Source organism: Streptomyces sp. NPDC048734, assembly GCF_043198675.1.
In the GTDB taxonomy this organism is placed as follows: domain Bacteria; phylum Actinomycetota; class Actinomycetes; order Streptomycetales; family Streptomycetaceae; genus Streptomyces.
On the sequence record NZ_JBICUZ010000010.1, the window covers coordinates 203,617 to 220,817 of the forward strand.

16 protein-coding genes and 1 pseudogene are annotated in these 17,201 nt (G+C 73.6%); 7 read left to right on the top strand and 10 right to left on the bottom strand.

Going from position 1 to position 17,201, the window contains the following annotated elements:
• The first annotated feature begins 470 nt into the window (after positions 1 to 470).
• Entirely contained in the window at positions 471 to 1,406 is a 936-nt protein-coding gene (locus ACGFQC_RS25565) for an alpha/beta hydrolase (RefSeq protein WP_363092277.1), read from the top strand.
• 225 nt (positions 1,407 to 1,631) lie between these two features.
• On the opposite strand, the gene ACGFQC_RS25570 is transcribed toward ACGFQC_RS25565, so the two are convergent.
• Positions 1,632 to 2,951 (bottom strand): VCBS repeat-containing protein, encoded by a 1,320-nt coding sequence (locus ACGFQC_RS25570; RefSeq protein ID WP_363092278.1) that lies wholly within the window; start codon positions 2,949 to 2,951, stop codon positions 1,632 to 1,634.
• Between the two features lie 260 nt (positions 2,952 to 3,211).
• Here ACGFQC_RS25570 and ACGFQC_RS25575 point away from each other — a divergent pair.
• Positions 3,212 to 3,538, top strand: a pseudogene (locus tag ACGFQC_RS25575) (alpha-amylase); the annotation flags it as partial.
• A 61-nt stretch (positions 3,539 to 3,599) separates the two neighbouring features.
• Complete coding sequence (locus ACGFQC_RS25580) at positions 3,600 to 4,658, top strand: aminoglycoside phosphotransferase family protein (protein ID WP_363092279.1); 1,059 nt, start codon at positions 3,600 to 3,602, stop codon at positions 4,656 to 4,658.
• 106 nt (positions 4,659 to 4,764) lie between these two features.
• Here the strand turns inward: ACGFQC_RS25580 and ACGFQC_RS25585 are convergent, their stop codons facing one another.
• From ACGFQC_RS25585 to paaA, 9 genes are all read right to left on the bottom strand, one after another.
• The gene (locus ACGFQC_RS25585; RefSeq protein WP_363092280.1) at positions 4,765 to 6,024 is read right to left on the bottom strand and encodes an aminotransferase class V-fold PLP-dependent enzyme; all 1,260 of its coding nucleotides are present in this window, start codon (positions 6,022 to 6,024) and stop codon (positions 4,765 to 4,767) included.
• The gene (locus tag ACGFQC_RS25590; protein ID WP_363092281.1) at positions 6,021 to 6,869 is read right to left on the bottom strand and encodes an alpha/beta fold hydrolase; all 849 of its coding nucleotides are present in this window, start codon (positions 6,867 to 6,869) and stop codon (positions 6,021 to 6,023) included. The genes ACGFQC_RS25585 and ACGFQC_RS25590 overlap by 4 nt, the downstream gene beginning before the upstream one ends.
• On the bottom strand, positions 6,859 to 7,707 hold the full coding sequence (locus ACGFQC_RS25595) for a tryptophan 2,3-dioxygenase family protein (protein WP_363092282.1): 849 nt from the start codon (positions 7,705 to 7,707) through the stop codon (positions 6,859 to 6,861). Before ACGFQC_RS25595 ends, ACGFQC_RS25590 begins: the two co-directional genes overlap by 11 nt.
• 93 nt (positions 7,708 to 7,800) lie before the next feature.
• Complete coding sequence (locus tag ACGFQC_RS25600; RefSeq protein WP_363092283.1) at positions 7,801 to 8,592, bottom strand: SDR family oxidoreductase; 792 nt, start codon at positions 8,590 to 8,592, stop codon at positions 7,801 to 7,803.
• A gap of 117 nt (positions 8,593 to 8,709) precedes the next feature.
• The gene (locus ACGFQC_RS25605) at positions 8,710 to 9,807 is read right to left on the bottom strand and encodes a 2Fe-2S iron-sulfur cluster-binding protein (RefSeq protein WP_393288736.1); all 1,098 of its coding nucleotides are present in this window, start codon (positions 9,805 to 9,807) and stop codon (positions 8,710 to 8,712) included.
• 167 nt (positions 9,808 to 9,974) lie between these two features.
• The gene (gene paaD / locus ACGFQC_RS25610; RefSeq protein ID WP_393288738.1) at positions 9,975 to 10,490 is read right to left on the bottom strand and encodes a 1,2-phenylacetyl-CoA epoxidase subunit PaaD; all 516 of its coding nucleotides are present in this window, start codon (positions 10,488 to 10,490) and stop codon (positions 9,975 to 9,977) included.
• Complete coding sequence (paaC, locus tag ACGFQC_RS25615) at positions 10,484 to 11,341, bottom strand: 1,2-phenylacetyl-CoA epoxidase subunit PaaC (protein WP_393288740.1); 858 nt, start codon at positions 11,339 to 11,341, stop codon at positions 10,484 to 10,486. Before paaC ends, paaD begins: the two co-directional genes overlap by 7 nt.
• Entirely contained in the window at positions 11,325 to 11,636 is a 312-nt protein-coding gene (locus ACGFQC_RS25620) for a 1,2-phenylacetyl-CoA epoxidase subunit B (protein ID WP_363092287.1), read from the bottom strand. The genes paaC and ACGFQC_RS25620 overlap by 17 nt, the downstream gene beginning before the upstream one ends.
• The gene (gene paaA / locus ACGFQC_RS25625; RefSeq protein ID WP_363092288.1) at positions 11,633 to 12,763 is read right to left on the bottom strand and encodes a 1,2-phenylacetyl-CoA epoxidase subunit PaaA; all 1,131 of its coding nucleotides are present in this window, start codon (positions 12,761 to 12,763) and stop codon (positions 11,633 to 11,635) included. The genes ACGFQC_RS25620 and paaA overlap by 4 nt, the downstream gene beginning before the upstream one ends.
• 507 nt (positions 12,764 to 13,270) lie before the next feature.
• On the opposite strand from paaA, the gene ACGFQC_RS25630 reads away from it, so the two are divergent.
• The 4 genes from ACGFQC_RS25630 (at position 13,271) to ACGFQC_RS25645 (ending at position 16,875) form a co-directional block, all read left to right on the top strand.
• Positions 13,271 to 13,531 (top strand): acyl carrier protein, encoded by a 261-nt coding sequence (locus tag ACGFQC_RS25630; RefSeq protein ID WP_363092289.1) that lies wholly within the window; start codon positions 13,271 to 13,273, stop codon positions 13,529 to 13,531.
• Positions 13,531 to 15,015 (top strand): class I adenylate-forming enzyme family protein, encoded by a 1,485-nt coding sequence (locus ACGFQC_RS25635; protein WP_393288715.1) that lies wholly within the window; start codon positions 13,531 to 13,533, stop codon positions 15,013 to 15,015. Before ACGFQC_RS25630 ends, ACGFQC_RS25635 begins: the two co-directional genes overlap by 1 nt.
• 684 nt (positions 15,016 to 15,699) lie before the next feature.
• On the top strand, positions 15,700 to 16,467 hold the full coding sequence (locus ACGFQC_RS25640) for a glucose 1-dehydrogenase (protein ID WP_363092368.1): 768 nt from the start codon (positions 15,700 to 15,702) through the stop codon (positions 16,465 to 16,467).
• Positions 16,468 to 16,530: 63 nt separating this feature from the next.
• Positions 16,531 to 16,875 carry a carboxymuconolactone decarboxylase family protein gene (locus ACGFQC_RS25645; RefSeq protein ID WP_363092429.1) on the top strand — a complete coding sequence of 115 codons (345 nt, stop codon included), beginning with the start codon at positions 16,531 to 16,533 and terminating at the stop codon, positions 16,873 to 16,875.
• Positions 16,876 to 17,201 lie beyond the last annotated feature (326 nt).

Genomic DNA, 17,201 nt, shown 5'->3' on the forward strand with positions numbered 1-17,201 from the left:
TCCCGGGGGGGGGGTGGCTAACCCCCCGGGCGGGGGCGCGGCCCCGGGCCGCCCCCCGCCCCGCCCCCGCGGCCCCCCGCCCCCCCCCCGCGGGGGGGGGGGCCCCGGGCCCCCGGCCGCGCTCTGCACGGCTTCACCTCGTGCTCCGGGGGCGGGCGTCCCGGCGACCGGTGGCTGCGGGGTGCGCGACCCGCCGCGACCCCCCGCGACCAGCCGATCCAGAGCCTGCCCAGCTGTTCGCGCCGCGCCGCGTCGGTGCGAACGGACCGGTCCCGGTCCGGGCCGGGTTCGCTCCGGCTTCGGCGCGATTCTCAGCTCGGTGAGCTTCCCCCGTACACCGCTCGGGCTCACGGGTGTGCCCGCGGTGGAGTGGGGCCCGACCCCAGAGCCCCAGAGCCCCAGAACACCCGGACATCACGGAGACGTACCACCGGAAATCACTGCTTCATCCCCACAGAAAAGGTGATCTCGTGTTCCGTACACTCCTGCGGTCCTCGACCGCGCTGCTGCTGTGCGTGGCAGCCGCCTTCGCCCTCGCACCGGCCGCCCACGCGTCACCGGCGACGCCCCCGGTCCGGGCGGCGGACCCCTCCACCACGGGGTCGTTCCCTGTCGCCTACACCGATCTCACCGTCTCCGCCTCGGGCCGCTCGTTCAGCGCACGCGTCTGGTACCCCGGCACGACGGCCGGGGCGAACGCGCCGGTCGCCGCCGGTTCCCACCCCGGCCTCGCCTTCGGACACGGCTTCTTCCAGGCCATCACCCAGTACGAGAGCCTGCTCAAGCACTACGCCTCCTGGGGCATCATCACCGTCGTGCCCAAGTCCCAGGGCGGCCTCTTCCCCAGCCACTCGGCGTTCGCCGACGATCTGAACGCGGCGCTCACCTGGCTCACCACCCAGAACAGCACCACCGGCTCACGGTTCGCGGGCGCGGTCAGCACCGGCCGGCTCGCCGTCTCGGGGCACTCCATGGGCGGTGGCTCCGCACTGCTCGCCGCGAGCCGGAACGCGGCAGTCAAGTCCGTCTCCACCCTCGCGGCGGCGGAGACCAACCCCTCGGCCGTCAGTGCCTCCGGCGCGCTGAGCATCCCCGTCCAGTACGTCGGTGGCAGTGCCGACAGCATCGCCGGTGTCGCCGGCAACCAGCAGAAGATGTACGACGCCAAGCCGTCCGCCACTCAGCTGCGCGTCATCACCGGGGGGTTCCACTGCGGATTCGAGGACAGCTCCGGCATCGGCTGTGACAGCGGAACCATCACCCGCGCCGCCCAGCTGAAACTGACCTATGGCATCACGACCGCCTGGCTGCTCCACACGCTCGGCGTCGACTCCTCCCTGTACGACCAGGTGTGGGGCTCCGCGGCCCAGAACCTGGCCGGTGTCGTGTACTCCGCCAAGCCCTGAACGCTCCGACGCGCGACGGCGGCAGCTCCGCGACGACCGTGCCGGCCGGACGCGGGGAGGCCGTGACCGTTCAGAGCGCACCGGCAGTGTGAGCACGTCGCCGGGCGGGCGGCCGGGGAAAGCCCCGCGGCCGCCCGCCCGGTCACCGACCCGGCGACGGCGGCCCGCCCGTGGTTCTGCGGGCGGCCGTCCCCGAGGGCGCGGCGGGCAGGGCGGGCACGGAACTCAGCTTCGGGACCAGACCACGACGCTGTCGGACTCGAACACGGTGAAGACGGCCTCGTTGCGCGGGGGCCACCTGCGGTCGAGATCGGTGACCACGGCGCCTCCCGCCTGCCCGGCGGCGGTGGCGAGAACATGGGTGTCGAAGGTGTGGTCGTCCTTCTGCTCCAGCCAGAACAGCCGGTCGTCACCGTCGCCGGAGACCAGCAGGTCGATGTCGCGGTCTCCGTCCAGGTCACCGCTGCCGAACACGCCGGGCGCGGCTTGGCCTGCCCTGCCGCGCGAGACGATGCCCGTCGACAGGGGGGTCGTGCCCCACGGGGAACGCGGGTCGGCCGGCACCGAGAACGAGACCACCTGGGAAGTCGGGTCGGTCGAGCCCGGCGGGAAGACGGTGTTGGTGTGGTTGGAGCCGACCCAGACGGTGGAGCCGTCGCCGTACAGGTTCCGCACGGGCCGCAACTGGATCGCTCTGCCCTGCGTGGTGTCGATGACGTGCGGAGTGAAGCCGCCGAACGGGTGGTTCGTGTCCGGCGCCGTGGTGCGCTCCAGCCACATGAACGCGGCGCCCGGCTCGAAGTACTGCGCGGAGGCCACGTCCAGATCGCCGTCGGAGTCGACGTCCGCCACGACGGGCAGAGCACCGCCACCGGCCGCGAGGTCGACCGGTTCCCTGCTGAAGCGTTCGGGCCCGTCGACGCCCCGGAACACCTGGATCCAGGCGTTGGCCGGAGGCCGGCCCTCGATCCTGGTGACGGGCTGCAAGGACTCGCCGACGGTCACCAGATCCTTGCGGCCGTCCTCGTCGAAGTCGACGAGGACGGCACGGTGGTAGAAGAGGGGGGAACTGCCCGGCGCCACGATGTCATGGCGCTTCCAGACACCGCCGGCACGGTGCTCCCACCAGGTGAGGGATCCGCACGGCGTGGTGCAGCCGATGAACCCGCCCGGAACCACGATGTCGCGGTCTCCGTCGCGGTCGATGTCGGCCACACCCGGTTCGTTGGGGAAGGGGATCGCGGCGTCGGTGTCGAACACCAGCCGCTTCGACCAGGTGTCGAGGTCTCGTCCACTCTGCCGGTAGACGGCGAGAACACCGGCCGCCGGAGGGACCGGCGGGCCTCCCGGAACGGCCTGGAAGCGGCCGAACCCCGTGGCCACGAGTTCCTGACGGCCGTCTCCTTCGACGTCGCCCGCGACGGCGAAGGCCGCGCCCGGCAGGGAGGCGTCGATCGTGTGCGGGGACAACGACGACACCGCGGGAGGAGCCGGTGACGCGTCGGCGGGGACAGCCCCGTGGAGCGAGGCAAGAGCGATGATCATTGCCGTTCCCGAGCGTGTCAGCCCTGACAAGGAGCCTCCTTGAGTAAGCATGTACATGACATTCTAGGAACCGGTGCCCTGCCGGGGAAGGTGCCCCGGTCGCCGTTCGCGGCGCGGACCGCGCGCACCGCTGGACGAGTGCCGACATCCGCCACCCGCCGGGGCCGCCTCCACGCACCGACCGGCGCCAGACCGCACCAGACACCGTCGACACCGACCACAGCCCGCACCACCCGCCGCCCACACCACCCACCTACCACGGCGGCCAACTGGCCGGTTCCGTCCCGGCGTCCGGCTTGGGCACCGTCGCGTCGGCGAGCGGTCAGGTCGCCACCACGCTCGCCCAGCCGCCGGTGAAGCACGTGCAGCGGCTCAACCAGATCCGCCGGGCCGCACCGGCCCTCCAGACGGGCCAGTACGCCACGGAAGGCATCTCCGGCGGCATGGCCTACAAGCGCCGCTGCACCAGCGGAGGCGCGGACAGCTTCGCGCTCGTCACGGTGACCGGCTCGGCGACGTACACGGGCATCCCCAACGGCACGTGCCCGGACGCCGTCACGGGCACCACGAAGACGGTCACCGACGGCGGTTGTCGGCGATGCCGGGGCGGGACATCATGAGAGCGCTCCCACCACGGAAGGAGGTGCCATGCTGAGCAGCACCAAGCGCCGGCTGGCCCCGGCCGAACTCGACGCGCTGCTCCGGGCGTCGGCAGGCATCGGATGCCGGATCGAAGCAGAGCTGACGGACGGCTGGTACAACACCGCCTACCGGGTTCTGCTCGACGACGGCCGCCCCGCCGTCGTGAAGCTCGCACCCGGCGACGACGTTCCGGTGCTGCGCTACGAGCGGGGCATCATGGCGACCGAGGCCATGGTCTACCGGCTCGCCGCGGCCGCTCCCGGCCACCGCGTGCCCATGCCCGAACTCCTCCACGCCGGGGACGGTTTCCTCGTCCTCTCCGTGCTGGAGGGCACACCTTGGGACAAGCTGGACAAGCCCGCCAAGCTCGACAAGCTCACGGACGAACTCCCGCCCACGACCACGTCGTCGCTGCGCCGCGAGCTGGGGCGGATCGTCGCGTCCCTGCACCGACTGGCCCCTGAGGACGGCCGTTTCGGCTACCCGGCCGCGGAGTCGGCCCTGTCCGCCGCCGACTGGCGGACGGCGTTCACCGGCATGACCGAGGCACTGCTGGAGGACGCCGCCCGCTGGGACTCCCCGCTGGGCGTCGCTCCCGACGACGTGCGCACCCTGGTGGCCGAAGGCGGGTACGCGCTCGACCAGGTCACCGAGCCCCGCCTGGTCCACTTCGACCTGTGGCCGGGGAACGTCTTCGTCCGCACGGCCGACGACGGATCGGCCGCCCGCATCACGGGGATCATCGACCACGAACGGGCGTTCTGGGGAGATCCGGCCGCCGAACTGGTCTCCCTGGCGTTCGGAGGCGATACCGGCCCGGACAGCGCGCTCGTCGCGGGCTACGCGGATGCCGGCGGCCGGTTCGGCTCGGGGCCCGCGTTCCGCCACCGTCTGTCGCTCTACGGGCTGTACCTCGGCCTGCTGCTCGTGGTGGAGGCCGGACCCCGCGGCTACGACGACGCCGACCACATGGCCTTCTGCCGCGACTACCTCGACGCGCGGGTCGCCGAACTACGCGCCCTGGGACGGGCGGACGCCGGGCGGAACGTCGCGGAAAGGCCGTGACGCCCGCCGGAGACGCCGTGGTCGACGGTTGAGACGGCACGGTGCGGATGTCCTCACGGGGCCGGCCCGCGGCGGTGACGTGCGGCCCGGTGCGCGGACGGAGTCCTCACGTGACCGGTCCCGCGGGTGGTGGCGCCGGGTCGTAGGCGGCCTCGTGGGCGATGTCGCGCAGGCGTGTTGCGGCTGTGAGCAGGTCCTGGTGGGTGGTGTAGAGGGCGTTGACGCCGAAGCGGAGCAGGTCGGGCGCGCGCATGTCGGCGATCACACCGCGGCGGGCGAGGGCGAGGGCCAGCCCGTGGGCGTGGGGGTGGCGCAGGGTGACCTGGCTGCCGCGGCGGCCGGGCTCGGCCGGGGTGACGGGGGTGAAGCCCTCGGGTGTGAGGAGTTCCTCCGCGCAGCGCAGGAAGAAGCCCGTCAGCGACAGGCTCTTGCGGCGGACCTCGGTCATGTCGACGCCGTCGAAGGCGGTGAGGGCCGCTTCGAGGGCGAGCAGGGACAGGATCGGCGGAGTGCCGATGCGGGCGCGGGCGATGCCCGGGGCGGGGGCGTAGTCCCTGCCCAGACCGAACGGGTCGGCGTGACCGGTCCAGCCGGGCAGCGGCGTCTCGAGCGCGGCGTGGTGACGGCGTGCCACGTACAGGAAGGCGGGTGCGCCGGGGCCGCCGGAGAGGAACTTGTAGCCGCAGCCGACGGCCAGGTCCACGCCGAGGGTGTCGACGTCGAGGGGCAGGGCTCCGGCCGCGTGGCACAGGTCCCACAGCGCGAGGGCACCGGCCTCGTGCGCGGCCCGGGTCAGCGCCCGCATGTCGTGCAGTTCGCCGGTGCGGAAGTCGACGGGCGAGTAGCTGACGACGGCGACCCGGGCGCCGTCGGTCTCGAGGAACCGCGGCAGGTCGGCCGGGGGGACCCGGCACACCTCGAGGTTCCGGCGGCGGGCGACCGCGTCGGCGAGGTAGCGGTCGGTCGGGAAGTGTCCGGGGTCGGTGACCAGCAGGGGCCGGTCCGGGCGGAGCGTGGTGGCGGCCTCGAGCGCGGTGAACAGCTGCACGCTGGTGGAGTCGCCCGCGACCGTCTGCCCCGGCGCGGCCCCGATGAGCGCGCCGACGGCGTCGCCCACCCGCAGGGGAGCCTGCCACCAGCCGTTCGCGTTCCAGGAGCCGATCAGGTCGGTGCCCCACTGGCGGGTCACCACGTCGGAGAGGACCGGCGGGACGGCTGCGGGCAGCGGGCCGAGGGAGTTGCCGTCGAGGTAGACGACGTCCGCCGGGAGCAGGAACCGCGTGCGGAGGGGGGCCAGGGGGTCGTCCGCGTCGCGCCGCGCGGCCAGTTCGCGCAGGGCGGTCGGGGCCGGGAGTGCGGTGGTCATCGGTGTGCGGCCTCCTCGTCCGCCCGGTCGGAGGGCCGCGGGCCGAACGCGGCCGACATCTCCCGCAGGGTGTCGGCGACCGCGCGGGCGCCGGGTGCTCCCGGTTCGATGAGGGTGTAGTGGCCGGTGCCGGGCAGGACGACCGTCCTCAGGTCGTGGTGGACGGCCGCGTAGTCGCTGAACTGCGTGAGCGGGACCTCCTCGTCGACGGCGCCGTGCAGCAGCACGGTGGGCACCCCGGTCGTGCCGGCCCCGCGCAGCAGGGTCAGCGGGTCGACCTCGGGCAACCAGCGGTCGAACGCCTCCTCGCCGCCCAGGAGTTGCAGGGCGGCCCCGTCGCTGAGGTCGTCGCGCCGGGTGGCGGTGAGGTCGGTGATCGGTGCGAGGGCGAGCACACTCGTGGGCAGGGTGCGCGTGTGCCAGCGCGAGCCCGCGGGCAGCAGTCCGCGGGCGGCGCACCACAGGGCCAGGTGGCCGCCGGAGCAGTGGCCCGCCAGGACGTAGGGCCGCCCCTGGGGCAGGGTGTCCACGATCCGGGCGACGTCGTCGAAGGTCTCGGGGCAGCCGCCCGCACCGCCGGAGCGGCGGAAGCCGGGGAGCAGGACGTGGAAGCCCTGCTGGGCGAGGTGGGCCGCGAAGGGGGTGAGGTGCATCCGGTCGTAGCGCCAGTAGCCGCCGTGCAGCAGGACGACCAGGGGCGCGTCGGGATCGTCGGCCGGCCAGGCGTCGTAGGACTGGTGCGGGTGGTCGCCGTAGCGGCCGTGTACCGGTGCCAGCACCGGCTTCAGGCCGAGGACCCGTTTCTCCTCCTCGGCGGCGAAGGCGGAGATGACCCTAGACGTCACCGCGCACCTCCCACAGTTCGGGGAAGACCGGGCGGGCCGCGCGCTTCTCCAGCCAGGCCAGGCCGGCGGAGCCCGCGCTGCCCGGTTTCGAGCCCATGGCGCGGCGCACCACCAGGACGTGCTCGAACCGCCAGCGGGTGACCAGTTCGGCGATGTCGGTGAGCAGTTCGCCCAGCGCGAGGTGGGGATGGTGCTGCGGTCCCGCGTAGACGTGCCGCCAGACCTCCACCACCGCGGGGTCACAGGCGTAGGGGCGGGTGACGTCCCGCTCGCGGACGCTCCGCGGCACGGGCAGGCCCTGCCGGTGCAGGAAGGCGAGCACCTCGTCGTACAGGGACGGTTCGCGGTAGGTGTCCCCGAGTGCCTCGTGGACGGCCGGGTCGCCCCGGTGGGCGCGCAGCATCCCGGCGGACTTGTCGCCGAGGAGGAACTCCATGTGCCGGTACATCGCCGACTGGAAGCCGGAGGCCCTGCCGAACGCGGCCCGGAAGCCGTTGAACTGGGCGGGGGTCAGCGCGGCGATGGGTGCCCAGGCGCCGTTGAGGGCGGTCAGCGCCCGGCGGCTGCGCGCCAGGGCGTCCGTGGCCGCGCGCAGGTCGTCCTTGGCGAGGGCCACGCGTGCGGTGCGCCACTCGTGCACGATCAGGGTGAACCAGAGCTCCATCACCTGGGTGGTGACGAGGAAGGCCATCTCGTCGGGGGCTTCGGTGAGCGGGTGCTGCAGCGAGTTGAGGACGGACGCGTGGACGTACGTGTCGTAGGGACTCGCACCCGTGAAGGGCTGGGTCGGGGAGTCGTCCGTCACCGGCTCGGCGAGCGCGGACGTGCTGTCGTTCATCGCAACTCCTGGAGGGGCGGCCGACGGACGGCCGGGGTGGTGACCCGTCGGCGAAGGGGCGCCCGCTGGGGGCGGGAGTACCGGGCCGTGGTGTCACACGCCGAGGTGGGCACCGCCGGAGGCGTCGATCCACTGGCCGGTCACCCAGCGGGCGTCGTCGCTCGCGACGAAGGAGACGACGTCGGCGATGTCCGCCGGGTCGCCGAGCCGGCCGAACACGGAGGCCTCGGAGTACCGGCGGCGGATCTCCGGGATGCTGAGCGTGGGGTTGATCTCGGTCTCGGTGTAGCCGGGCGCCACGGCGTTGACCGTGATGCCGCGGGGTCCCAGCTCCTGGGCGAGGGAGAGGGTGAGGTGATCGAGGGCGGCCTTGGTCATGGTGTACGAGATGATCGCCGGGAAGGCGACGCGGGTGGCCACGGAGGAGATGTTCACGATCCTGCCGCCGTCGCGCAGCCGGTCCAGGCCGCGCTGGATGATGAAGAACGGTGCCTTGGTGTTGATCGCGAAGACCCGGTCGAAGTCGTCCTCGGTCACCTCGGCGAGGGGGCGCGGGACGGTGATGCCCGCGTTGTTGACGAGGATGTCGAGCCCGGTCGGCGCGTCCTGCCCGGCCGGGGCCCGGTCGGCCAGTGCCCGGTCGAAGGCCGACCACAGTGTGTCGGCGTCACCGTGCACCCCGAGTTCGGCGTGCACGGGGAAGGCGCGGCCGCCGTCGGCCTCGATCTCCTTGACCGTCCGTTCGGCGGCGGCCGGGTCGTGACCGTAGTGGACCGCGACCAGGGCGCCCTCCCGGGCGAGGCGGCGGCTGATGGCTCTGCCGATGCCCCGGCTGCCTCCGGTGACCAGGGCGGTCTTCCCCTCGTGGCGGGCGGTGGTGGTCAACGCGTTTCTCCTTCGCTCGGTGGTCGTGCGACGTGGTGGTGCGGCGTCCTGGTCCGACGTGGTGGTGCGGCGTGGTGGTGCGGCGTGGTGACCCGGCGGCCTGCCCGCCGGTGCGGGTCATGCGTCGAAGTCGAGGGTGACCTCGGGGGTGCCCGGTCGCGCCCGGCAGACGAGCGTGTAGCCGGCGGCGCGGTCGCCCTGGTCCAGGGCGTACTGGCCCTCCGCCGCCACCCGGCCGGACAGGACCTTCGCGCGGCAGCTGCCGCACACTCCTTCGCGGCAGGCGTACGGCACGTCGGGGTTCGCCCGCAGCAGCGCGTCGAGGATCGCCGTGTCCCGCGGCAGGACGGTGGCGACGTGCCGGCGCCCGCCGAGCAGGGCGGTGACGCGGGTCTCCCCCGCGCCCGGGACCGCCGCCGCCGTGCGGACCGGTTCGGCCGTGCGGACCGGTTCGGCCGTCTCCGGTGTCCGCCGTGACGTGCCGGGCGCCGTGAACAACTCCCAGCGCACGAGGGCCGGGTCGGCTCCCCGGTCCGTCAGGACCTGTCGCGCGGTGTCCACCAGGCCGGGCGGGCCGCACAGGGCGAACGCGGTGTCCGGGCCGGGCCGGGCATCCGTCGCCGCGAGCAGACGGGACAGGCTCCCGGCGTCGATCCGTGCGCCGAACGGGCCGTCGCCGTGACCGCGGTCCTCGCGGGTGAGGACGTACAGGACGGTGAGCCGGTCGAGGAACACGTCCTTGAGTCCGGCGAGTTCGTCGGCCAGCAGGGCGTCCGCGGACGTGGGGACGGAGTGGACGAGGGAGACGCGGCAGGCCGGGTCGTGGCGCAGCGCGTGGGCGGCCATGGCGGCGAGCGGGGTGATGCCCGAGCCGCCGGCGAGGAGGACGTAATGGGCACCGCGGGAAAGGGCCGGCAGGGCGAAATCGCCGGTGGGCGGGGAGAGTTCGAGAAGGTCACCGGGTGCGAGGCGGCTGGTGGCGTGGGCGCCGAAGCCGTCGGGTCCGCCCCGTTTGACGACCAGGCGGAGCGCCCGGGGGTCGTGGGGCGGCGGGCACACCGAATAGCTGCGGCGCAGTTCGCCGGCGGCGCGGTGATGGCGGACGACGACGTGCTGGCCGGGCCGGTGGGCGAAGACCTCGCGCAGCGCGGCCGGTACCTCCAGGCCGACGGCCACGGCGTCGGCGGTGAGACGGCGCACCTCGGTGACCTCCAGGCAGTGCCAGCCGGTGCGCGGGCGCCTGCCCCGGTTCTGGTCCTGGTCCCGGTTCTGGTCCCGGTTCTGGCCCCGGTCCCGGTCCCGGTCCTGATTCTGGTCCCGGTCCCGGTCGTCAGGCGCCTCGCGGTGGGCGGTGGGCGGGGTGGCGGTGTTCACGGTCGGCCTCACAGCGCGGTCAGGTGGGGGAAGGGTTCGCGGCACGCCGTGCACCACATCACCGACTGGCACCGGGACGGCCCGAAGGGCAGGTGCGGCCGGGTGACCCGCGAACCGCAGTGCGGGCAGGGCACCCCGCCCAGCTCGACCGGGACCGGTCCGGCGGGGGCCGGGGACACCGGCGGGGCGATGCCGTTCGCGGCGAGCCTGCGCCGTCCCTCGGGGGTGATGCGGTCCGTCGTCCAGGGCGGGGACAGGACCTGCCGCACGCGGCCGTCGGGGTGACCGCAGGCGGTCAGTACCTCCCGCACCGCGGAGGTGATCGCGGGAAGCGCGGGGCAGCCCAGGTAGGTGGGTGTGATCTCCACCTCGAGGACTCCGTCGGCGCCCGGGGCCACCGAGACCACCACGCCGAGGTCGCCCAGGCCGATCACCGGCAGCTCCGGGTCCGGGACGGCCTCCACCCGCTCGCGCACCTCGTGCAGCGGGGAGGGTGTCTTGGTCGGTGCCGGGCCGTTCACCAGGTGCCTCCGGGGAACTGCCGGTGCACCGACTGGAGTTCGGCGATCAGCGGGCCGAACTGCTCGGTGTGCAGGCCGCAGCGGCCGCCCCTGGCCGACCAGGAGGCCGTGGGCACGGTGAGCCCCGCGCCGGTGACGACGTGGGTGACGCGCCGTTCCCACTCGCCGCGCAGGGGTGCCGGTGAGGGCACCGTGCCGGCGGCGGCAAGGCGTCGGGTCACGTCGTCCTCGTCGAAGAGTTCGGCGGTGTACGGCCACACCCGCTCGAGGCCCCGTTGCATGCGGCGGGTGCTCTGCGGGGTGCCGCGTCCCAGCCGCAGGGTCCAGCGGTCCGCGTGCAGCCGGTGGAAGGCGACCTCCTTGGCGGCCCGGGCCCCGAAGGCGGCCAGTTCGGCGTCGGCGCAGCCCGCCAGCGCCTCGTAGTGGAGGACCGCGTAGTGCGTGTAGGCCAGCTGCCGGGCCACGGTCACCGCGAAGTCGTCGTTGGGCAGCTCCGTGAGCAGGGCGTTGGTGAACCGGCGCTCCGAGCGGGTGAAGGCGAGGTCGTCCTCGGTGCGGCCGGTCCCGTCGAGCTGCCCGCTGCGGGTGAGCAGGGTGCGGGCGTGACCGATCAGGTCCAGGGCGATGTTGGACAGCGCCAGGTCCTCCTCGACGGTCGGTGCGCGCGTGATCCACTGGCACAGGCGCTGCCCGAGGACGAGGGCGTCGTCGCCGAGGCGCAGCAGGTGCAGGGCGAGATCGGCGTCGGTGCGGGCTCCGGGAGCGGAGGAGGTGCCGTCGGCCGCCACCGGAGCGGCACCGGCCGCGGCAGCCCCCGCGCCCAGGTCCGCGCGTGTGTCACTCGGCGTGGTCACCATCGGGCCCTTTCTCGGTCAGCGGTGCGAAGTGCTCGGGATACCGGTACGGCTTGTGGCGGGCGGCGGCGAAGTACGGGTCGCGTTCGTCCGGGGAGGCCGTGTGCACGGCGTCCGAGCGGACCACCCACAGCGAGAGCGGGTCGCCGCGGCGGGCGTACAGGTCACGGGCCAGCGCCAGCGCCGCGTCCGGGTCGGCCGCGCGCACCGATCCCGCGTGCTGGTGCGCCAGCCCCCGGCGGGTTCGCAGGAAGACCTCCCAGGACGCCGGTGCGCCCTCGCGGTCGCGGGTCATGCGTGCTCCTCCGTCCGCTGCGGGTCGGCGACGCCGGACGCCTCGTCCGTGCCGCCGGTCCCCGTCCGCTCTCCGGCGGGCGCTCCGGCCGGCGACGCGCCGGCGCCCGCTTCCGCTTCCTCTTCTGTTTCCGCTTCCGCTTCCGTGCGGGCGGCGTACGCGGCGGCCGCCTCCCGCACCCAGGCGCCGTCGTCGTGCGCGGCGGTCCGGTGCGCGATCCGTTGCCGCGCACAGTGCGTGTCGTCGCCCAGCGCCTCGCGGTAGGTGTCCCAGTCGATCGGGGTGAAGTCGTAGTGGCCGCGCTCGTCGTTCCAGCGGATCGCCGGGTCGGGCAGCGTCAGACCGAGGCGCTCGGCCTGCGGGACGCAACTGTCGACGAAACGCTGGCGCAGTTCGTCGTTGGTGTGGCGTTTGATGCCCCAGGCGATCGCACGGCGGGAGACCGCGGCGCCCAGCGCGGCGGTCCGCGCGTCGGCACCGCCGGCCTCGGTGTCGGGTGGCCCGAACATCAGCGCGACAGCCGGCAGCCACCAGCGGTTCACCGCGTCCTGCGCCATCTCCTTCTGCTCCGGCGTCCCCTCGCACAGCGCGCGCATCAGGTCGTAGCCCTGCCGCACGTGGAAGGCCTCCTCCTGGCAGACGCGGCGCATCGCCCGGGCGTACGGCCCGTAGGACGTGCGGCACAGGGGGGCCTGGTTGATGACGGCGGCGCCGTCCGTCAGCCACGCGATGGCCCCGGTGTCCGCCCAGGTCAGCGCGGGGTGGTTGAACGTGGCGGAGGCCCGCTGCTGTCCCCGGTGCAGGGCCTCCAGCAGGTCGGCGCGGTCCACGCCCAGCGTCTCGGCGGCCGAGTACAGGTACAGGCCGTGGCCGGCCTCGTCCTGGACCTTGGCGATGAGGACCGACTTGCGGTGCAGGGACGGGGCCCGGGTGAGCCAGGCGCCCTCGGGCTGCATGCCGATGATCTCGGAGTGGGCGTGCTGGGCGATCTGACGGATCAGCATGCGGCGGTATCCGTCGGGCATCCAGTCGCGCGGTTCGATCGTCTCGCCGTCGGCGATGAGGGCGTCGAAGTGCGCGAGCAACTCGTCCTGGTCCGCCGGCGGGGCTCCCGGTCCCTCGGACACCGCTCCCCCTTCCACCGACGCGGCTCCCGGAGCCTCGGCCGCCGCCGTCCGGCCCACCGGCCCGGCACCCCGGCTCTCGGACGCCGCCGTCCCGCCCACCGGCCCGGCACCCCGGTCCGGGGACACGGCGCTCCCGTCCGCGGACACGGCAGCGGCGGCCTGTGCGCTCGCACGGGCGCTCACGCGACACCGCCCGCACCAGCGAGGTGTCCCGCGGTGACGCGGCGCGCCGGGCGCCCTCCCACGGCCCGGACCGGTACCGGCTGCCTGGGCACTCGCATCACTCCTTCTCCGTCTCCGCCGTGCCGGAACACCTCTCCCGGAACACGTCTCTTCGGTGCGGTAAGAGGCCGCACGCAGGCGCCGGCTATCCCTGCCGCACGCCGTTCGGGCGCGTGACAAAGCTCACGAGCGGGTCCGGGAGTGGGACCGGCCGATTCCGCCTCTTGAGGGGGTGACAGTCGAGATCCGCACGGCGGCCGGCACGCCGGGGCGAAAGGGGAAACCATGAGCACCATCAGGGAGTTGCTGGTCGAACTCACCGGCACGACCGAGTACGCGGACACGGTGGGCGACGACGTCGACCTCGCCGCCAGCGGCATCGACTCCGGGGACCTGGTGCGTCTCGTCCTGCTCGTCGAGCAGCGGCTCGGCGTGGAGATCACCGCGGAGGACATGGAGAAGCTGCGCACGATCGCCGACTACGAGCGCTTCGTCTCCGAGCACTCCGTCGCCGGTACCACCGGCGGTGCCACCGGCGGTGCGTGATGTGGCTGACACAGCTGCTGGAGCGCAACCGCCAGTGCTTCCCCGACCGGACGGCGCTGGTGGACGAGCAACGCAGCGTCACCTGGGCCGAGTTCCACGACCGGACGGCCGAACTGGCGCGCGGGCTGGCCGATCTGGGCATCGCACGCGGTGACCGGGTCGCCGTGCTCTCCAAGGACCGCGTCGAGGTCCTGGAGACGTACTTCGCGCTCGCCCGGCTCGGCGCGCTGTTCGTGCCGCTGAACCACAGCCTGGCCGTGCCCGAGGTCATCGGCATCGTCGAACGCGTCGGGGCGGTGGCCGTCCTCGGCGAGTCCGAGCTGCTGGACCGGCACACCGAGCTGCCGGGGTCGGTGCGGATGCGGCTGGCCTTCGACAAGCCCGCCTTCGAGGCGCTGGGCACCCTGGCCGCCGAGCGGGACCTGCCCGCCGTGGCCGACACCGACCCGATCGCCGTACTGCACACCTCGGCGACCACCGGGCAGGCCAAGGGCGTCACCGTCGACAGCGGGTCCTTCCGGGCCATCGCCCTGGGCTGGCTGGTCATGGCCCGGCCCACCGACGACATCGTCATGGTCAACTGCTGCCCGCTCTACCACGGCAGCATGGTGGTGTCGCTGACCTACATGGCGGCCGGCGCCACGGTCGTGCTGATGCCCGGTTTCACCCCGCAGCGGGCGCTCTCCGCGGTGGAACGGCACCGCGCCACCCACCTGTGGATGGTGCCGCAGATGCTGCGCTTCGTGTTGCAGGCCAAGGCGTCCCACAGCACCGACCTGTCCTCCCTGCGGGAGATCCTGTACGGCGCCGCCCCGATGCCGCTCGACGTGTACGCCGACGCCGTCCACCGGCTCGGCTGCGGCTTCCGGCAGGTGTACGGCATGACCGAGGTGGGCGGCCCGTTCGTGACCCTCGGCCCCGACGAGCACCCCGCCCCCGGGGACGTCACCGTCCGCATCCCGTGCGGGCGGGTCGTACCGGGCATGTCCGCGCGCGCGGTGGACGAGGGCGGCCGGGATCTGCCGTGCGGCGAGATCGGCGAGATCGTCGTGCGCGGGCCGGGGCTCATGCAGGGCTACTGGAACGATCCGGAGGCCACCCGCGAGATCACCCTCGACGGCTGGGTCAGGACCGGCGACCTGGGGTTCGTGGACGGGCAGGGCCGCGTCAGCCTCGTGGACCGCACCAAGGATGTCATCATCCGCGCAGGTCAGAACGTCTACCCCTCGGAGATCGAACGCGCCCTGATGACCCACCCGGCGGTGCGGGACACCGCGGTCGTCGGGATGCCGGACGAGGACTACGGCGAGGTGCCCCTGGCGTACGTCGTCCTGGAGCCGGGGGCGGACGCGGGTCCGGCGGAGCTGCTGGCGCACGTGAAGGGGCTGCTCGCGCCGTACAAGCGGCCGCGACGCGTGGAGTTCATCGAGCAGGTGCCGCGCAATCCCGCGGGAAAGATCATCAAGAAGCTGCTGCGGGGGTGAGGGTGCGCGCGGTGCGCCCGGCGCCGGGCGCACCGCGAGGACGCGGGCCGGCCGGAACCGAAACGGTTCCGGCCGGCCCGCGTCCTTTCCCGGATTCAGGCGCCGAGGGGCCGGGCCGCCCGGCGGGTCCGCGTGCTCGCCCCCCGGCGGCACCAGCTCCCGTCCGCCGCGGGCCGGGCCGACACGGCCCTCCGCTCCCGAAGCTACGGCGAGGTGACGAGTAGCTCTCTGTGATCAGAATGCCGTGCTCGCTGAGCGCGTCGAGCTGGAAGTCGAGTTCCTGCCCGAGGGCCGAGCAGCGGGCGTAGCCGATGCGGATGTCCGCGCTCGGCAGGTGCGGGTCGATCGGTGCCGGCGGTGAGGTGCCCGGCCGCCACGGTCGGCCCGGTCCGCGGTCGGCCGGGCCGGCACGCGCAGCGCCTTCTTCAGCCGAGGCACCTTCGTGAAGCGGCGGGTGTGGTGAGCGGAGGTGACCGCGCCGCCGCGCGAGCGGCAGGGCGAGCCGGGCTGGGCGTCACACTTCGGACAGGCGTGCTGTTCGATGTCGTCGGCGTCCGACCGGTCGATCGGGGAAGGGTGCTGGAGGTCCGTCATGGGCTCGGATCTGCTCGGGGGTCCACTCGCTGAGACCGGCATCCCCACCCCACCCCGGCGTCGAAATCCCACGTGAGGAGTCACCCCCCCATGAACCCCACCTACGACTTCACCGGCCAGGTCGCCTTCGTCACCGGCGCTTCCTCCGGCATGGGCCTGGCCGCCGCCCGCGCCTTCACCGAAGCGGGCGCCGCCGTCACCCTCGCCTACATCGACGAGACAGCCGTGAACCATGCGGCGAAGGAGCTCACCGACGCGGGCCACCAGGCCCTCGCCCTGGTCTGCGACGTCACCGACGAGGACCAGGTCGCCGCCGCCGTCGACCGCACGGTGGAGACCTTCGGACGGCTCGACATGGCCTACAACAACGCCGGAATCATGCCCCCGCCCACCGACGCCGCCGACGAGAGCGCCGAGCAGTTCGACCGCGTCCAGGGCATCAACCTGCGCGGCATCTGGGCGAGCATGAAACACGAACTGCGCCACATGCGCGACCAGGGCAGCGGTTCGGTCGTCAACTGCTCCTCCCTCGGCGGCCTCGTCGGCAACCCCGGCCGCGCCGCCTACCACGCCTCCAAGCACGGCGTCATCGGCCTGACCAAGAGCGCCGCCCTCGAATACGGACCGCGCGGTGTGCGCGTCAACGCCGTCTGCCCCGGCACCATCAGCACCCCCATGGTCGACGCCATGGTGGACGGCGGAGAACTCGACCGCGACCAGGCCGAAACGGGCCAGGCCATCCACCGGCTCGGCACCGCCGACGAGATCGCCCAGGCCGTCCTGTGGCTGTGCAGCCCCGGCGCCGGCTACGTCACCGGCATCGCCCTGCCCGTCGACGGCGGCTGCACCGCCCAATGACCCGGGCCCGCAGAGCCCTTCCCCTCCATCCCCACCGCACGACACATGAGCAGGAGCAACAACATGGCACCGCAGCAGTCCGCAGCGCAGCGGCTCGTCGGCGACGTCACTCCGAAGCTGGCCGAGCTGACCGACGACGTTCTCTTCGGCGACGTCTGGGAGCGTCCTGGCCTGTCCAAGCGGGACCGCAGCCTGGTCACCGTGACCGCCCTGGTGGCGCTCTACCGCACCGACCAGATCGGCTTCCACCTGCGAACCGCACTGAAGAACGGACTCACCGGGGAGGAGCTGGTGGAGGCCGTCACGCACCTGGCCTTCTACGCCGGATGGCCCAACGCCATGACCGCCGCCACCCTCCTGAAGGACATCCTCGCCGAGACCGACGCCGACACCCCGTCCCAGGACTGACCCTCCTGCCGCATCCCAGGTTCCTTCCGGTCGTCATGACCGGACCAACCTCGCCGAGCACGGCCCTCGATGAGCCCGGAAGATCAAAAAACGCTGACAAGCGCATCCCGGATCCGCTGCAGAGAGCTATTTGTCACTTCGCCGTAGCTTCGGAAGATCAGGGCCGGCACCCCGGACCGAGCACGCGATGCCAGAACGGCCACACGCTGTCGGGGCCCCCCGCCCCCCCCCCGGGGGCCGCCCCCCCCCCCGGGGGGGGGCGCGCGGGGGGGGCCCCCCCCCCGGGGGGCCCCCCGCCGCGCCGGGCCGGGCGTGTGGGGGTGGGG

Excerpts from the sequence above, each read along its gene's own strand:
- ACGFQC_RS25595 (WP_363092282.1), bottom strand. The coding sequence starts at position 7,707 with ATGAACGACAGCACGTCCGCGCTCGCCGAGCCGGTGACGGACGACTCC.
- ACGFQC_RS25640 (WP_363092368.1), top strand. The coding sequence starts at position 15,700 with ATGAACCCCACCTACGACTTCACCGGCCAGGTCGCCTTCGTCACCGGC.
- ACGFQC_RS25620 (WP_363092287.1), bottom strand. The coding sequence starts at position 11,636 with ATGACCCGCGACCGCGAGGGCGCACCGGCGTCCTGGGAGGTCTTCCTG.
- ACGFQC_RS25630 (WP_363092289.1), top strand. The coding sequence starts at position 13,271 with ATGAGCACCATCAGGGAGTTGCTGGTCGAACTCACCGGCACGACCGAG.
- ACGFQC_RS25635 (WP_393288715.1), top strand. The coding sequence starts at position 13,531 with ATGTGGCTGACACAGCTGCTGGAGCGCAACCGCCAGTGCTTCCCCGAC.
- ACGFQC_RS25580 (WP_363092279.1), top strand. The coding sequence starts at position 3,600 with ATGCTGAGCAGCACCAAGCGCCGGCTGGCCCCGGCCGAACTCGACGCG.
- ACGFQC_RS25645 (WP_363092429.1), top strand. The coding sequence starts at position 16,531 with ATGGCACCGCAGCAGTCCGCAGCGCAGCGGCTCGTCGGCGACGTCACT.
- ACGFQC_RS25570 (WP_363092278.1), bottom strand. The coding sequence starts at position 2,951 with ATGATCATCGCTCTTGCCTCGCTCCACGGGGCTGTCCCCGCCGACGCG.
- ACGFQC_RS25585 (WP_363092280.1), bottom strand. The coding sequence starts at position 6,024 with ATGACCACCGCACTCCCGGCCCCGACCGCCCTGCGCGAACTGGCCGCG.